The sequence below is a fragment of the Janthinobacterium sp. SUN026 genome, from assembly GCF_030397625.1.
Lineage (GTDB): Bacteria > Pseudomonadota > Gammaproteobacteria > Burkholderiales > Burkholderiaceae_D > Janthinobacterium > Janthinobacterium kumbetense.
On the sequence record NZ_JAPQNU010000003.1, the window covers coordinates 176,914 to 193,208 of the forward strand.

General features: G+C 61.5%; 15 protein-coding genes. 5 read left to right on the forward strand and 10 right to left on the reverse strand.

All coding sequences use genetic code 11. The features are described 5' to 3' along the window. Positions 1-33 precede the first annotated feature (33 nt). The 8 genes from OX459_RS15515 to OX459_RS15550 all read right to left on the reverse strand — a co-directional run bounded on the left by OX459_RS15515 (position 34) and on the right by OX459_RS15550 (position 9,181). Positions 34-978: a Tim44-like domain-containing protein gene (locus tag OX459_RS15515; protein WP_289905719.1), complete on the reverse strand. Its 945-nt coding sequence runs from the start codon at positions 976-978 to the stop codon at positions 34-36. A gap of 42 nt (positions 979-1,020) precedes the next feature. Further along, positions 1,021-1,755, reverse strand: a complete 735-nt coding sequence (gene ubiE, locus OX459_RS15520; protein WP_034753359.1) for a bifunctional demethylmenaquinone methyltransferase/2-methoxy-6-polyprenyl-1,4-benzoquinol methylase UbiE — start codon at positions 1,753-1,755, stop codon at positions 1,021-1,023. A gap of 29 nt (positions 1,756-1,784) precedes the next feature. Then, positions 1,785-3,026 carry a sigma-70 family RNA polymerase sigma factor gene (locus OX459_RS15525; protein WP_289905720.1) on the reverse strand — a complete coding sequence of 414 codons (1,242 nt, stop codon included), beginning with the start codon at positions 3,024-3,026 and terminating at the stop codon, positions 1,785-1,787. A gap of 2 nt (positions 3,027-3,028) precedes the next feature. Beyond that, complete coding sequence (locus tag OX459_RS15530) at positions 3,029-3,373, reverse strand: YciI family protein (RefSeq protein ID WP_289905721.1); 345 nt, start codon at positions 3,371-3,373, stop codon at positions 3,029-3,031. 95 nt (positions 3,374-3,468) lie between these two features. Next, positions 3,469-3,921 carry a DUF971 domain-containing protein gene (locus OX459_RS15535; protein ID WP_289905722.1) on the reverse strand — a complete coding sequence of 151 codons (453 nt, stop codon included), beginning with the start codon at positions 3,919-3,921 and terminating at the stop codon, positions 3,469-3,471. A 9-nt stretch (positions 3,922-3,930) separates the two neighbouring features. Beyond that, positions 3,931-4,380, reverse strand: a complete 450-nt coding sequence (locus tag OX459_RS15540) for an HIT family protein (protein ID WP_289905723.1) — start codon at positions 4,378-4,380, stop codon at positions 3,931-3,933. Continuing rightward, a complete protein-coding gene (locus OX459_RS15545) occupies positions 4,380-8,420 on the reverse strand; it encodes a DUF3683 domain-containing protein (RefSeq protein ID WP_289905724.1) in 4,041 nt (1,346 codons plus the stop codon). The genes OX459_RS15540 and OX459_RS15545 overlap by 1 nt, the downstream gene beginning before the upstream one ends. A gap of 269 nt (positions 8,421-8,689) precedes the next feature. Beyond that, the gene (locus OX459_RS15550) at positions 8,690-9,181 is read right to left on the reverse strand and encodes a YqaA family protein (protein WP_077398959.1); all 492 of its coding nucleotides are present in this window, start codon (positions 9,179-9,181) and stop codon (positions 8,690-8,692) included. Between the two features lie 201 nt (positions 9,182-9,382). On the opposite strand from OX459_RS15550, the gene ilvA reads away from it, so the two are divergent. From ilvA to rapZ, 5 genes are all read left to right on the forward strand, one after another. After that, entirely contained in the window at positions 9,383-10,918 is a 1,536-nt protein-coding gene (ilvA, locus tag OX459_RS15555; RefSeq protein WP_099665685.1) for a threonine ammonia-lyase, biosynthetic, read from the forward strand. Positions 10,919-11,000: 82 nt separating this feature from the next. After that, entirely contained in the window at positions 11,001-11,843 is an 843-nt protein-coding gene (queF, locus tag OX459_RS15560; protein WP_289905725.1) for an NADPH-dependent 7-cyano-7-deazaguanine reductase QueF, read from the forward strand. A gap of 333 nt (positions 11,844-12,176) precedes the next feature. Beyond that, a complete protein-coding gene (locus OX459_RS15565; protein ID WP_096233534.1) occupies positions 12,177-12,659 on the forward strand; it encodes a PTS sugar transporter subunit IIA in 483 nt (160 codons plus the stop codon). A 36-nt stretch (positions 12,660-12,695) separates the two neighbouring features. Then, positions 12,696-13,631, forward strand: a complete 936-nt coding sequence (gene hprK, locus OX459_RS15570) for an HPr(Ser) kinase/phosphatase (RefSeq protein ID WP_034753337.1) — start codon at positions 12,696-12,698, stop codon at positions 13,629-13,631. 220 nt (positions 13,632-13,851) lie between these two features. Next, entirely contained in the window at positions 13,852-14,715 is an 864-nt protein-coding gene (gene rapZ, locus OX459_RS15575; protein ID WP_289905727.1) for an RNase adapter RapZ, read from the forward strand. Here the strand turns inward: rapZ and OX459_RS15580 are convergent, their stop codons facing one another. Then, on the reverse strand, positions 14,716-15,801 hold the full coding sequence (locus OX459_RS15580) for an enoyl-CoA hydratase/isomerase family protein (RefSeq protein ID WP_289905728.1): 1,086 nt from the start codon (positions 15,799-15,801) through the stop codon (positions 14,716-14,718). A 128-nt stretch (positions 15,802-15,929) separates the two neighbouring features. After that, on the reverse strand, positions 15,930-16,292 hold the full coding sequence (raiA, locus tag OX459_RS15585) for a ribosome-associated translation inhibitor RaiA (protein WP_034778388.1): 363 nt from the start codon (positions 16,290-16,292) through the stop codon (positions 15,930-15,932). Positions 16,293-16,295 lie beyond the last annotated feature (3 nt).

Here is a 16,295-nt window from a genome sequence, read left to right on the forward strand (position 1 = left end):
GGACTTAAGCCATTATTCAGCAAGTTTTTACAATTAATTCAATTGCTGGATGCCTGCCAGAACCCAGCCGCTATTGCCGCTGACGGGTTTCGACATATTCCACACTTCCGCGAACGGTTCCGCTGCGGCGCCCGGCGCCGAACGGATCAGGCCCGTAAACTTCACGCTGGCCAGGTAGTCGTTGACGCTCGTTTCGATCCCCAGCAGTTCGGCATCGATGGTGACGACATCCGTAAAGTCTGGCTGCGCGCCCCGTTCCTGGATTTGCATGCGCAATTCCGCATACACTTCCGGCGACGTGAATTCGCGGATATCGTTGACGTCCGCCTTGTCCCAGGCCGCTTGCAGGCGAATGAAATTGCTTTTCGCGTGGCGCAGGAAGGCGTCCTTGTCGAAGTCGCTTGGTACGCCCCATGGCGCGGCAGCCGGAACCGGCTTATCCAGGCCTACGCCGGACGAGACGGGTTGCAGCGGCGGCAGCGGCAGGATGCGCGAACCGATGTCAGGCACGTTGCCCGCTGGCGCAGGCTGGTTGCCGCCAAAACCGGCGAACGGCGCATTGCCGCCGGCATTGTTGTCGCGTTTGCCACGTACCATGCGGTAGATGAAGAACGCCACGCCGGCCAGCAAGGCCACCATCAGCAGGGTGCTGATCATGCTGGCCAGGGCGCCGCCCAGACCAAAGTGCGACAGCAAGGCGCCCAGGCCCAGGCCCAGCAAGGCGCCGCCCAGCAAGCCCTTCCAGCGGCTCGGTGCCTTGGCGGCAGGGGCCGGCGCGGGGGCTGGCGCAGGTTGCGCCTGGCGTGGCGCGGCGGCCGGCGCCGGGGTTGGTGCCGGCGCAGGCGCCTGGCGGCCCACGTTTTGCGACTGGCGGCCAAACGAACGGCCACCGCCCATGGGACGGGCCAGCGCCTCGCCCAGCATGGATACCGTGGTCGCGGCCAGCATCATGCCGACCATAAATTTCTTCAATTTCATTCCATCTCCTAAAATCACCGGCTTGGTGAGTTACAGCTTGAATTACATCTTGATGCCGGTATGCAAAGCGGCAATGCCTGCCGTCAAATTGTAGTACTGCACGCGCTCCAGGCCCGCCGTTTCCATCATGGTCTTCAGCGTTTCCTGGTCCGGATGCATGCGGATCGATTCTGCCAGGTAGCGATAGCTTTCCGCGTCGCCGGCGATTTTCTGTCCGAACCACGGCAAGACCGAGAACGAATACAGGTCGTACGGCTTCTGCAGGGGCGCCGCCACCTTGGAAAACTCCAGCACCAGCAGCTTGCCGCCCGGTTTCAGCACGCGGCGCATTTCCGCCAGCGCCACATCCTTGTGCGTCATGTTGCGCAAGCCAAAGGCCACGCTGACCCGGTCGAAATAATTGTCGGGGAATGGCAGTTTTTCCGCGTCACACAACAAGGTGGGGGTGAGCAAGCCGCGATTCAAGAGGCGGTCGCGGCCTACGCGCAACATCGATTCATTGATATCGGTCAACCAGACTTCGCCGGTAGGGCCCGCCTGCTTGGCGAATGCCTTCGACAGGTCACCCGTGCCGCCGGCGATGTCGAGCACCTTGAAACCGGGGCGCACGCCCGCGTTGGCAATGGTAAACGTCTTCCACAGACGGTGCAGCCCGCCCGACATCAAGTCATTCATCACGTCGTATTTGGCAGCGACGGAATGGAACACCTTGGCGACTTCGCGCACTTTGTCGTCTTCTGCAACTGTTTTGTATCCGAAATGGGTCGTATTGGTCATGGTAGGCAGTCTGTTTGAACTTGGGAGCATTATACAAGCGGCAGGCGCATTTCCCCGTGACGCCGGAGAAGGTATTGCCTTTCCACTGCATTCGCAGCCAGCATGGCCGCCCGGGCATACGCCGCCAGCGCCCCCCGTCGGTCGCCCTGGCGGCGCAGCAAGTCGGCCCGGGCCGCGTGCAGATAATGCGAATTGGCAAGGCTGGGCACGGCTTCCAGGCGTTCAAGCCACGCCAGGCCGTGCTCTGCGCCATGCGCCATCGCGCAGGCGATCACGGCATTGAGCAAGATCAAGGGCTCCGGCTTGTGCCGCAACAAGGCGCCATACAGGGCGCTGATCTGGCGCCAATCCGTCTGGCTGGCCGTGACGGCCTTGGCGTGCAAGGCGGCAATGGCCGCCTGCAACTGGTATGGGCCCGGCGCGCGCGCCGGCAAGGCTCGTTCCAGCACGGCCAGCCCCTCGGCGATCAAATCTCCCTGCCACAGGCGGCGGTCCTGTTCTTCCAGGGTCAACAACTGGCCTGCGGGCGAAAGGCGGGCCGGGCCGCGCGACGCCTGCAACAGCAGCAAGGCCAATAGCCCCTGTACTTCCGGCTGGCCGGGCTGCAGGCTGTCGAGCAGCCACCCCAGGCGCAGCGCTTCCGCGCACAGGTCGGCGCGCAGCAGGCTATCGCCGCCGCTGGCGCAATAGCCTTCGCTGAACACCAGGTAAATCACGTGCTGCACTTGCGCCAGCCGTTGCGGCCAGTCTTGCGCTGGCGGCAACTCGAAAGGGATGCGCGCTTCGGCGATCTTGCGCCTGGCGCGCAAGAGCCGCTGCGACAGGGCAGCTTCCGCCACGCCGAAGGCGCGCGCGATCTCGCCCGTAGACAGGCCACACAGGGTGCGCAAGGCCAGCGCCACCTGCGCCTCGGGCGCCAGCGCGGGATGGCAGCAGATGAACAGCAGGCGCAGGCGGTCGTCCTCGATGGCTTGCGTTTCATCAAGCATGGCCGCCGGCAGGCAGGACAGCACGGCCTCGGCCTCGCTGACGCTCTTGCCCGCGCGGCGCACGTGATCGAGGCCAGCGTTGCGCGCCACCGAGCTGAGCCAGGCCGCGGGATTGGACGGGATGCCCGTCTGCGGCCACAGTTCCAGCGCCTTGCGGCACGCCTCCTGCAACACATCTTCCGCCAGGCCCAGGTCGCCGAAACGCCGCATCAGGCCGGCCAGCACCCTGCCCTTTTCCTGGCGAAAGACGTGTTCGACGGCCGCAATGGCGTCACTGGCCATGTTTATGCCGTGACAGGCCGCACTTCGATGGTGCCCAGGGAAGCCGCCGGACAACGCCCGGCCCAGGCCAGCGCCTCGTCCAGGTGGGCGCAGTCCAGCAGGTAATAGCCGCCCAGCTGCTCCTTGGTTTCCGCGAACGGCCCATCCGTGATGACAGGCTTGCCGTTTTGCACACGCACGCTGGTGGCGCTGCGCACGGGCGCCAGCTCGGCGCCGCCGCGCATCACGCCCGCCGCCTCCAGGTCCTGCGTATAGCGGGCAAAGTCGGCCATCAGGCTGGCCATCTGGCCCTCTTCCATGGCGGCATAGCGCGCCTCGTCGGCGTAGATCAGGATCATGTATTCCATAGTCTCTTCTCCAAAAGAAAAATGCCCGCAAGCGCGGGCATCCATACGACGAACGGGGCGGCGGCAATCCGACAAGATTACCGCATTATTTTTAATTAATGCTTATGACCGCAACTGGGTCCATGAACATGACCGCCGGAAGATTGCTTGACCGTCATGTCCGCCTTGGCATCCCGGCCGCTGTCACCCGGGTAGCCGGCGGCTGCCAGGCGATCCAGGTAATCCTGCCACAGGGTCGCTTGCTCGGCGCCCAGCTTGTACAGATAGGCCCAGGTGTACAGGCCGGAATTGTGGCCATCGCTGAAGGTGGGCTGCACGGCGTAGTTGCCGACCGGCTCCAGACCCGTGATGCCGACCAGACGCTTACCTAATTGCAAGGTTTCCTGGCCCTTGCCATGGCCCTGCACTTCGGCCGACGGCGAGTACACGCGCAGGTATTCGAACGGCAAGGCAAATTCGCTGCCGTCGTCGAACGCCACGTCGAGCACGCGCGACTGGTTGTGCACGGTCAAGCCGGTGGGTTGGGGTGTTGCTGCTTTTTCAGTCATGACAATACTTTATGCGGATAAACGTTGAAGGATGGCGTCGCGCAAGGCCGGCAGCAGGGCGCGGCGCGCGGCCAGCACCTGGGGCGCCGTTTCGCGCTGGATCACCGCCCAGCTGGGGTTCGGGAAATGCGCGTCGTCGCGGTAGCGGGGAATCACGTGCCAGTGCACGTGCGGCGTCATGTTGCCGAAACTGGCGACATTCACCTTTTCCGGCTGCATCACTTCGCGCACGGCCAGTTCAACTTGCCACACGACTTCCATGACGTAATTGCGCTCGCCCGGCGTCAGGTCCGTCATTTCCTTGATGTGCTTGTTCCAGATCACGCGGCAAAAGCCGGGGTAGCTTGGGTCGTCGACGGCCACGACGGACAGGCGCTCGCTGCGCCACAGCAAGGTCTCCAGACCCTGCTTGTTGGCGTAGCCGTCCAGCAAGTTGCACAGATCGCAACTCGTGGACATCACACGAGCACCCGTTCGATGCCGCCGTCATTGGCGCGTTTCACGTAATCCGGCATCCAGTTCTCTCCCAGCAAGTGTTTGGCGATCTCGACGACGATGTAGTCGGCCGTCGTGCCCGAATCGTCATTGTAGCGCGACAAGCCTTGCAGGCACGACGGGCAGCTGGTGAGGATTTTCACGTCGCCCGTGAAACCGTCGCCGCGCAGCTTGTCGGCGCCCTTGACCATCTCTTCTTCCTTGCGGAAACGCACTTGCGTGGAAATGTCCGGGCGCGTGACGGCCAGCGAACCCGATTCGCCGCAGCAACGGTCATTCTTCTCGATCTTCACGTTGTCTACCGTGCTGATCAGGGAATTGATGGTCTTGCCCGACTCCTGCAGCTTCATCGGATTGTGGCATGGCTCGTGGTACATATAGCGCGCGCCGTTGACGCCTTCCAGCTTGACGTTTTTCTCCAGCAAATATTCATGGATATCCATGATGCGGCAGCCAGGGAAAATCTTTTCAAACTGATACGTGGCCAACTGGTCGTAGCAAGTGCCGCACGACACGAGCACCGTCTTGATGTCCAGGTAATTGAGCGTGTTGGCCATGCGGTGGAACAGGACGCGATTATCCGTCATCATCTTCTCGGCCTTGTCGAACTCGCCCGCACCCCGTTGCGGATAACCGCAGCACAAATAGCCCGGCGGCAAGACCGTCTGCACGCCCACTTCCCACAGCATCGCTTGCGTGGCCAGACCCACTTGCGAGAACAAACGTTCCGAACCGCAACCGGGGAAGTAGAACACGGCTTCCGTATCGGCCGTCGTCGTCTTCGGATTGCGGATGATCGGAATGACCTTGTCGTCTTCGATGTCGAGCAGCGCGCGTGCCGATTTCTTCGGCAGATTGCCCGGCATCTTTTTGTTAATAAAATGAATCACCTGCGCCTTGACGGGCGGCTTGCCCGTCGATGGCGGCGGTGCCTTGGTTTGCTTCTTGGCAAATTTCTTCAGCAAGTCATGGCCCAAGCGCTGCGCCTTGTAGCCCCAGCCGATCATGACCTTGCGCGTGGCGTTGATGGTCACGGGATCGGTGGCGTTGAGGAACATCATCGTGGCCTTGGTGCCAGGATTAAAGCTCTTCTTGTCCATCTTGCGCAACAAATTGCGCATGTTCATCGACACATCGCCAAAGTCGATATTCACCGGGCAAGGCGTCACGCATTTATGGCATACCGTGCAGTGGTCGGCCACGTCCTCGAACTCTTCCCAATGCTTGATGGAAATACCGCGGCGCGTCTGCTCTTCGTACAGGAAGGCTTCGATCAGGGACGAGGTCGCCAAGATCTTGTCGCGCGGCGAGTACAGCAAATTGGCGCGCGGCACGTGGGTCGAGCACACGGGTTTGCACTTGCCGCAACGCAAGCAATCCTTGACGCTGTCGGCGATGGCGCCGATATCGCTTTGCTGCATGATCAAGGACTCATGCCCCATCAGGCCGAACGATGGCGTGTAGGCATTGCGCAAGTCCGCGCCCATGCCCGGCAGGTTCAGCAATTTTCCCTTGTTGAAACGGCCCTCCGGATCGATGCGCTGCTTGTAGCTGCGGAATTCGCCGATCTCTTCTTCCGTCAAGAATTCCAGCTTGGTGATGCCGATACCGTGTTCGCCGGAAATCACACCATTGAGCGAGCGGGCCAAAATCATGATACGGCCCACGGCTTCGTGGGCGTCCTGCAGCATTTCGTAATTGTCCGAGTTGACGGGCAAGTTCGTGTGCACGTTGCCATCGCCCGCATGCATGTGCAGCGCGACGAACACGCGCGAACGCAGGATGCGCGCGTGGATGGCGGTGGCCTCGTCGAGGATCAGCTTGAACGCGGCGCCGTTGAAGATCTGGCGCAGCTGGGCGCGGATCTCTTGCTTCCAGGTAATGCGCACGGTGCGGTCCTGCACCACGTCGAACAGGGTGGCGTCCGGCTGCGTTTCCAGGCGCGCATCGAACACGGGCAGCAAGCGTTCCATGCCCAGTTCGGCCAATTCACCCTTCACGTCCGCCAACGGACGATCCAGCTGGGCCAGCAGATAGGTCCAACGGCTCGTCACTTGCGCCAACAGCTGCTGCGCCTGCTCGGCGCGGTCGCCCAGCATTTCCGCATCGTCGACCCGGTCGTCGGACGCATCATCGCTCTTGCCTACTGGCAAATTACCCTTGCCAAAGAATTCGCTGAGGGCCTCGGCCAATTGCAGTTTATTCTTGATCGACAACTCGATATTGATGCGTTCGATACCATCCGTGTATTCACCCATGCGATTGAGCGGGATCACGACATCTTCATTGATCTTGAACGCATTCGTGTGCTTGGCGATCGCCGCCGTGCGAGCACGGTCGAGCCAGAATTTCTTGCGCGCTTCCGGGCTGACGGCGACAAAGCCTTCGCCCACGCGGGTGTTGGCGATGCGCACCACTTCCGACGCCGCTTGCGCGACAGCATTTTCATCGTCGCCGACGATGTCGCCGAACAGGGCCATCTTCGGCAGCACGCCCCGCTTCGACTTGGTGGCGTAACCGACGGCGCGCAGGTAGCGCTCGTCCAGGTGTTCCAGGCCCGCCAGGCGGATGGTCGTGTATTGCTCGCCTTTCGCCGGCAAGCCGTCGAGGTAATCCTTGATTTCCACGATCGACGGGATCGCGTCGCGCGCCTGGCCGAAGAACTCCAGGCAGACGGTGCGGGCGAACTTCGGCATCTTGTGCAGAATCCAGCGCGCCGACGTGATCAGGCCGTCGCAGCCTTCCTTCTGGATACCCGGCAAGCCGGCGAGGAATTTATCGGTGACGTCCTTGCCCAGGCCTTCCTTGCGGAACTTGCGGCCAGGAATTTCCAGGATTTCCGTCTTGAACGGCGCGTTCGGTTTCGTCGCGTCGCGCGTGCTCGGGTGACGCCATTCCAGCTGGAAACGTGCCAGTGCGATATCGTGGATCTTGCCCAGGTTATGGTCGAGGCGCGTGACGTCGAGCCAGTCGCCATTCGGGTCGACCATGCGCCACGAGGCCAGGTTGTCCAGCGCCGTGCCCCACAGCACGGCTTTCTTGCCGCCCGCATTCATGGCGACGTTGCCGCCGATGCAAGAGGCGTGCGCCGACGTCGGGTCGACGGCAAACACGAAACCGGCCTTTTCCGCCGCTTCCGACACTTTATTCGTGATCACGCCGGCGCCCGAATTGATGGTCGCGTATTCGTGCGTGAGGCCCGGCAAGACCGTCATTTCCACGGCGCCCAGGGTGATGAGTTTTTCCGTGTTGATGACGGCCGACATCGGCGTCAGGGGAATCGCGCCGCCCGTGTAGCCGGTGCCGCCGCCGCGCGGGATGATGGTCAGCCCCAGCTCGATGCAGCCCTTCACCAGGCCGGCCATTTCCTCTTCCGTGTCGGGCGTGAGCACGACGAACGGGTATTCCACGCGCCAGTCGGTGGCGTCCGTCACGTGCGACACGCGCGTCATGCCGTCGAAGCGCACATTATGCTTTTCCGTATAGCGTCCCAGTACCTTGACCGTGCGCTTGCGCAAGTCGTAGGTCTTGCGGAATTCGTCGCCAAAGTCGGCCACGGCCTTGCTGGCCGCTTTCAGCAGCAGCTCCACATTGGCGCTGCGCGCTTGCGCCACTTCGGGCGCTTCGCCGCTGGCGGCCACGTCGCCGCCGGCCGCGTCGATGGACAGGCGGCGCTTGTCGACTTCGGCCAGGCGGTGATGCAAGGCATCGATCAAGCCCTGGCGGCGCTTCGGATTGTCGAGCAAGTCATCCTGCAGGTAGGGATTGCGGCGCACGACCCAGATGTCGCCCAGCACCTCGTACAGCATGCGGGCCGAACGGCCCGTCTGGCGGGCGCCGCGCAGCTCGTCGAGCAGGCGCCAGGAGTCCTCCCCCAACAGGCGTATGACGATCTCGCGATCGGAAAACGACGTGTAGTTATACGGGATTTCGCGCAGGCGGCTTGCTGCGGGACCATTCGGCGTTTCTGCCAGTAAAGCTTGGATATGTGCGGGAGCGTTCATGGAGTGTGGTGACGATGTGGACTGGACCCTAAAGGCCCATTTTATCTTATTGCGCCGCACCATGCGGGAACAGCCTTATGCCGCCCAAGGTTTAAGCACCGCATCCGTCACCATAGCAAATACGGAAAAGCCCTATTTTGCATGAATAAAAAACCAGTGCTGATCATTTTTTGACGCAAAAATGCCAAGAATCAGAGTCTGCTGCAAACTATCGAACTGCCCAAAAATGGGGCAAAACGGCGTTGCATTACGCCCCGTTTGCGCCCACTTTACGCCAGCATTTGTCCAATCCGGTGCCATACGCCATCGGGCACATACAGCAGCAAGCCCGTCATGGTCAGGTAGCGCGCGCACTTGCCGACGGCCATGTAGGCCACGCTGGGCCAGAACGGCAGCTTGAGCCAGCCGGCCAGGGTGCACAGCGGGTCGCCCACGATGGGCAGCCAGGCCAGCAGCATGGTCTTGGCGCCATAGCGGGCCAGCCAGCGGAACCAGCGCGTATCGCGTTCCTTGGCAAACGCCTGCTTGGCCCGGTAGCCCATCCAGTAGTCGACGACGCCGCCCAGGGTGTTGCCCAGGGTGGCGACGCCGATGGTGGCCCAGAACAGCGCGGGGTTGGCCTTGATGACGGCAAACACGGCCGGTTCCGAGCCGAGCGGCAAGAGGGTGGCGGAAATAAAGCTGATCAGAAAGACCGATGTCAGCCCGACTTCCGGTGCTGCGATCAGCTGCAGCAGCCAGGCGATTGCGGATTCGATCATGGAACACTTCGCGATGCAGTAAGGCTCTCCATTATAATGAAGAGCAGCTTGCGCGCCGCACAATCCGCGCCGGCCGGCAAAGGCCTACCCGCCCGCAGTTCCACAGAGCATTATTGTCGCCAGGCTATCCGCCGCGGCGCCGCCGCTATCGCCCGACACGCTCCAGACCCTTTCTGGCCCAGAATCACTTGCTTGCAGACTATGAACATCGACTACCTCAAGAAAATCCTGACCGCCCGCGTCTATGACGTCGCTACCGAAACGCCGCTGGAACTGGCCCCTGCCCTGTCGCAGCGCCTGAACAACCAGATTTACTTCAAGCGCGAAGACATGCAAAGCGTGTTCAGTTTCAAGATTCGTGGCGCCTACAACAAGATGTCCAAGCTCAGCGAAGCGGACCGCAAACGGGGCGTGATTTGCGCCTCGGCGGGCAACCACGCCCAGGGCGTAGCCCTGTCGGCCGCGCGCATGGGTTGCCGCGCCGTCATCGTCATGCCGACCACCACGCCGCTGGTGAAGGTCGAGGCGGTCAAGGGACGCGGCGGCGTGCACGTGGAAGTGGTGCTGCACGGCGAGTCGTACACGGATGCCTACAACCATGCGCTGACCCTGGAAAAAGAACAGAAGCTGACCTTCGTGCACCCGTTCGACGATCCGGACGTGATCGCCGGCCAGGGCACGATCGGCATGGAAATCCTGCGCCAGCACGCCGGCCCCATCCACGCCATCTTCGCGCCCATCGGCGGCGGCGGCTTGATCGCCGGCATTGCCGCCTACGTGAAACAGATTCGTCCCGACATCAAGATCATCGGCGTACAAAGCGTCGATTCGAACGCCATGGCCCGTTCGCTGAAAGCGGGCGAGCGCGTGACCCTGAACGACGTGGGCCTGTTTGCCGACGGCACGGCCGTGCGCCTGGCCGGCGAGGAAACCTTCCGCCTCGTGCAGGCGTATGTCGATGAAATCATCACCGTCGACACGGACGCCATCTGCGCCGCCATCAAGGATGTGTTTACGGATACGCGCAGCATCCTGGAGCCGTCCGGCGCGCTGGCCATCGCCGGCGCCAAGGCCTATGTGGAACGGGCCAGCCTGACCAAGCACCCCGTCAACAATGAAACCCTGGTCACCATCGCCAGCGGCGCGAACATGAATTTCGACCGTTTGCGCTTTGTCGCGGAACGGGCCGAACTGGGCGAATTCCGCGAAGCCGTGTTTGCCGTCACCATGCGCGAACAGCGGGGCAGTTTCAAACGTTTCTGCTCGCTCATCGGCGCGCGCAACGTGACGGAATTTAACTACCGCATCAGCGATGAAAAGGCCGCGCACGTGTTCGTCGGCATTCAAATTGCCGACCGACATGAATCAAGCGTGCTGGCGAAGACTTTCGAGGAACACGAATTCAAGACCCTGGACCTGACCCACGACGAGCTGGCCAAGTCGCACATCCGCCACCTGGTGGGCGGCAAGAGCCGGCTGGCGCAGGACGAGCTGCTGTACCGCTTCGAGTTCCCCGAGCGCCCGGGCGCCCTGATGCGCTTCCTCGACAGCATGGCGCCGAACTGGAATATTTCCCTATGCCACTACCGCAGCCAGGGCGGCGACGTGGGGCGCATCCTGATCGGCCTGCAGGTGCCGCCCGATGAAATGGGAGAATTCGCCCGCTTCCTCGATACCCTGGGCTACCGTTACTGGGATGAAAGCAGCAATCCCGTCTATAAGCTGTTCCTGGGGTAAGCATCACCTCCCGGCGGCGGCTACTCGCCGTCGGGAGAATTAGGCTACCATGCGTGCTTGACTGAATTCACGCCACACGACCATGACCACCACCAACGACCTCGCCGAACAATCCCCGCTGGGCAAAAGCTCCGCCTACCGCACCGATTACGCGCCGGAACTGCTGTTTCCCATTCCCCGCCAGGGCAAGCGCGACGAGCTGGAATTGCGCGGTACATTACCGTTCTTCGGCCTCGATATCTGGAATGCCTATGAGCTGTCGTGGCTGAACCAGCGCGGCAAGCCGCAAGTGGCCATTGCCAAGGTCAGCGCGCCGGCCGATTCGCCGAACATCATCGAATCGAAATCGTTCAAGCTCTACCTGAATTCGTTCAACCAGACCAGGCTGGACAGCCCAGATGCGCTGCTGGCCCTGCTCAAGCAGGACTTATCGAAGGGTTTCGGCGCGCCCGTGCAAGTGGAACTGACTTTGCAGGAAGATTTCGGCAAGCTGAAAATGGGCGAATTCGACGGCGTGCTGCTCGACCGCCTGGACCTGGAAATCACGCAATACACGCCCTCGCCGCTGCTCTTGAAGGCGGCGCTCGATGAAGCGCCGGTGGAAGAAAAACTCGTCTCACATCTGTTGAAATCGAATTGCCTGGTGACGGGCCAGCCCGACTGGGGCAGCGTGCAGATCGAGTATGCGGGACCGCAGATCGACCAGGAAAGCCTGTTGCGCTACCTGATCGGTTTCCGCGAGCACAATGAATTCCACGAGCAATGCGTGGAACGCATCTTTGTCGATATCTTGCGTCAGTGCAAGCCGCAAAAACTGTCCGTGTATGCGCGCTATACGCGCCGCGGCGGCCTCGATATCAATCCTTGGCGCAGCAACTTCAGCACGGGAGCGATGCCGGGCAATCTGCGCAACGCGCGCCAGTAACGCCAAACAACACCCCGCAACCATGCCAACAGGAATGTTGGCTGTGTTTTAAAACAACGTTGCAGTAGTGCTGCAGAGCATGTCAAAGACGCTGAAAAATCGGAAAATCGGCATTCGGCGGCGGAAAAACCGGCGCACTGCGTGTTTTTAATCAAGAAATAGCCGATACACGCCGATGTTATTTTTTTGCTAAAATGATGACCACGTGGGCTGTAGCGCCCACTGCGCCCGCAGCGGGCGTATACTGTTGAGAATTGGCGTTACAGGCCGCCGAAACAGGCCTATAATTCGGCTCGCAAGCCCTCTGCGCATTGCACCATTTCATTGAGTGTCATGACTAATCTTAGCAAAATATTATCCCTCGAAAACGTCCTGCTGGACCTGGAAGTCTCCAGTAAAAAGCGCGCCTTCGAGCAAGCCGGCCTGATCTTCGAAAACAATTACGGCATCGCCCGCTCTACCGTCTCGGACAATCTGTTTGCCCGCGAACGCCTGGGCTCGACCGGCCTGGGTCATGGCGTGGCCGTGCCGCATGGCAGGGTCAAGGGCAGCAAAACCTTGAAAGCGCCCCTGGGCGCCTTCGTGCGCCTGGCCGAGCCGATTCCATTCGAATCGCCCGATGGCAAGCCCGTCAATCTGCTGTTTTTCCTGCTGATTCCAGATCATGTCACCCAGCAACATCTGGAAATCCTGTCGGAAATCGCCGAAATGTTTTCCGATGACGCCTTCCGCACGGCCTTGGCCACGGATCCGGAACCGAAATCCGTGCATTCGCGCATCGTCAATTGGCAACCCAGTCTGCAAGCGACAGGTTAAACTTCAGGTATTCCTCCACTCCTGAAGAAGACTGCCATGTTGCAAACGCCGCTGACGATACAACGCCTGTACGACGATAATCGTGAAAGTCTGCAACTGGGCTGGTTCGCCGGCTTCCCCGGCGGCGAGCGCCTGATCTCGGGCGACGTCTCGTCGGCCGCCGACCAGGTGGGCCACTTGAACCTGATCCATCCGGGCCGCATCCAGGTCTTCGGCCACCAGGAAATCAATTATTACCAACGCCTGAAGGTCAACACGCGCACCCACGTGATCGGCGAACTGATCGCCGGCGGTCCGCCCGCGCTGATCATCGCGCAAGGGCTGGAAACGCCGCCCGACATCCTCGCCATCTGCGACGAACAAAACATTCCCCTGTTCTCCACCCCGCTGCCGGCCGCGCAAGTGATCGACTTCCTGCGCGTCTACCTGTCGAAAAAGTTGGCGCAGCGCATCATCATGCATGGCGTGTTCATGGACGTGCTGGGCGTGGGCGTGCTGATCACGGGCGACTCGGGCCTGGGCAAGAGCGAGCTGGGACTGGAACTGATCTCGCGCAGCCACGGCCTGGTGGCCGACGATGCCGTCGAATTCTCGCGCATCGCGCCCAACATGATCGAAGGCCGCTGCCCGCCCCTGCTGCAAAACCTGCTGGAAGTGCGGGGACTGGGCTTGCTCGATATCAAGGCCATCTTTGGCGAAACGGCCGTGCGCCGCAAGATGCGCCTGAAGCTGATCGTGCACCTGGTGCGCCGCAACGCGCTGGAAGAAGAAGTCGAGCGCCTGCCTTTCCTGTTCCCCACGGAAGACGTGCTGGGCTTGCCCGTACGCAAGGTGGTCATCCCCGTCGCCGCCGGCCGCAACATCGCCGTGCTGCTGGAGGCGGCCGTGCGCAATACGATTTTGCAACTGCGCGGCATCGATACCCTGCAGGAGTTCATGGAACGGCAGAGATTAGCAATGAGTGGTGACTAGTCTGCAATGGAGTTCGCCCTTGCAAGGGCGAACCGTTGCGCAGGCACGCAGCAGTGCTGCGTGAATTCCCTGCTTCACCAACGACTCGCCATGAGTGGCGACTAGCGTTGCAAGAAGCACGCCCTCTTTTGTTTAACCAATACTACAGTCCAAATTGCAATAATTTGTAAAGATAGTTGCCTTGGGAGCGGAGCGCCGGTCTTTATTGTATGATCGGGTTATGCATATCGTCCTTATCACCGGAATATCCGGCTCCGGTAAATCCGTCGCGCTCAATGTGCTGGAAGATACCGGTTACTATTGTGTCGACAACCTGCCACCGGCCTTGCTGCCCAGCCTGGCGCAGACCCTGCTCGACGAAGGTACACCGCAACTGGCCGTCGCCGTCGATGCGCGCAGCGCCGAGTCGCTGACCAGCCTGCCGCACAATGTGGCCCTGCTGCGCGACCAGGGGCACGACGTCAAGGTCATGTTCCTGACAGCCACCACGCATTCGCTGGTGGCCCGCTTCTCGGAAACGCGGCGCAGCCATCCGCTGTCGCATGAATTGCGTCCGAACCAGAATCCGGCCAGCCGCCGCACCCTGATCGAGTGCATTTCGGAAGAGCGCGAACGCCTGTCGACCATCGAACAGCTGGGCCATGTGATCGACACCTCGGAACTGAGCGCCAACAAGCTGCGTGCCTGGATCAAGGATATCGTCGCCTCCGAACGCGCGCCGCTGACCCTGTTCTTCGAATCGTTCGCCTTCAAGCTGGGCGTGCCGCTGGACGCCGATTTCGTCTTCGACGTGCGGGCCTTGCCGAACCCCTATTACGACCTGGCCTTGCGCCCCCTCGACGGACGCGACGCGCCCGTGATCGCCTTCCTCGACGCGCAGCCCAGCGCGCTGGAACTGCTGGCCGACATCCGCGCCTTCATCGAGAAATGGTTGCCGTCATTCAAGTCCGACAACCGCAGCTACCTGACGGTAGCCCTCGGCTGCACGGGCGGCCAGCACCGCTCCGTGTACATGGCGGAGCGGCTGGCGCAATATTTCGGCCCCAACGAGCGCGTGGTTCTACGCCACCGCGAGCGCAGCTAGTTAATCGAGGTGGCGCAGCGGATGCGCCGCAGCCGGCCAGACGGGCGTAAAGAAGTGAGCCACCATGGCCGAGTCGACTTCGTCCAGGCTGGCGGGGTTCCAGCGAGGGGCATTATCCTTGTCGACCACCAGCGCGCGCACGCCCTCGAGCACTTCGCCATGTTCGAAATTGTGGCGCACGACTGTGCGCTCCAGGCGCAGGCAATCGGCCACGCCCAGGTGGGCGCCCCGCTGCAGCAACTCCAGGGTCACCGACATCATCAAGGGCGAACGCAGGCGCATGGCCGCCAGCGCCTTGGCGGCGAACGCGCCGTCGTCCTGCGCCAGCGAAGCCATGATGGCCGCCACCGAACCGGCGCTGAAATGGCGGTCCAGCGCCGCGCGCGCCGTGGCCAGGGGAGATACCCCCGCCTCGGCCTGGAATGGCGCCGCCAGCGCCTTGATGGCCACAGGCAAGGCCTCGCCCGGCGTCGATTGAAACAGGTCCAGCAGCGCCCCCATCTGCGCTTCGGGCAGGTAGACATCGGCCAGGCCCGTGTACAGGGCGTCGGCCGCGTTGATCGTCAAGCCCGTCAAGCCCAGGTACAGGCCCAGCTGGCCGGCCAAGCGGGACAGGAAATAACTGCCGCCCACGTCCGGAAACAGGCCGATATTGACTTCCGGCATGGCCATGCGCGTGCGGCCCGTCACGATGCGCAAGCGGTTGCCTGGCCCGGCTTGCGCCACACCCATGCCGCCGCCCATCACCACGCCATCCATCACGGCGATATACGGTTTCGGGTAGAAATGAATTAAATGATTTAAAGCATATTCTTCCGTAAAGAAATCTTCCAGCAGGGCGCTGCCGCCTTGCGGCGTGGCCAGACCCGCATCGTAAAAGAAACGGATGTCGCCACCGGCGCACAGGGCCTTATCGCTGCTGGAGCGGATCACGACGGCGTCCACCTGCGGATCGTCGCGCCAGGCCAGCAGGGCCGCGCTCAGGGCGCGCACCATCTCCAGCGACAGGGAATTCAAGGCTTTCGGACGGTCGAGCACGATGTGCCCGGTGCGGTTGCGGATGGAAGTCTGGACGAAGTCGCTCATGGCAGGCTAGAAAGAAGTGAAAGTGCGAATATTCTAATACCTGCGCGGGGAACATTGCGTTCCGCTGGGCGCAAAAAAGGGCGCAATGTGCGCCCTTAGTTGATCACAACTGCTGGAAGCGGGTGGCCTTAGACGGCGACGACGGCTTCTTCCTCGGAGTTGTCTGGCAGATGCTTGATCGCCTCTTTACCGTGCCCTTGCACTTTGGTTTTGTATTTCATCACTTGCCTATCGAGCTTGTCGATCAGGGTATCGATCGCGGCGTACAGGTCGTGCGCCAAGCTTTCCACATAGACAGTCTTGCCGCTCAAACGCAGGTTGACTTCAGCCTTTTGACGTTTTTCTTTCTCTTTGAGGTTATCCACGGTCAGAATCACGGCGATATCGATGACTTGATCGAAATGACGTTTCACGCGCTCCAGCTTCGTTTGTACGTATTCACGGATGGCTGGTGTCACTTCGAGATGATGTCCGCTGATGGTGAGATTCATACA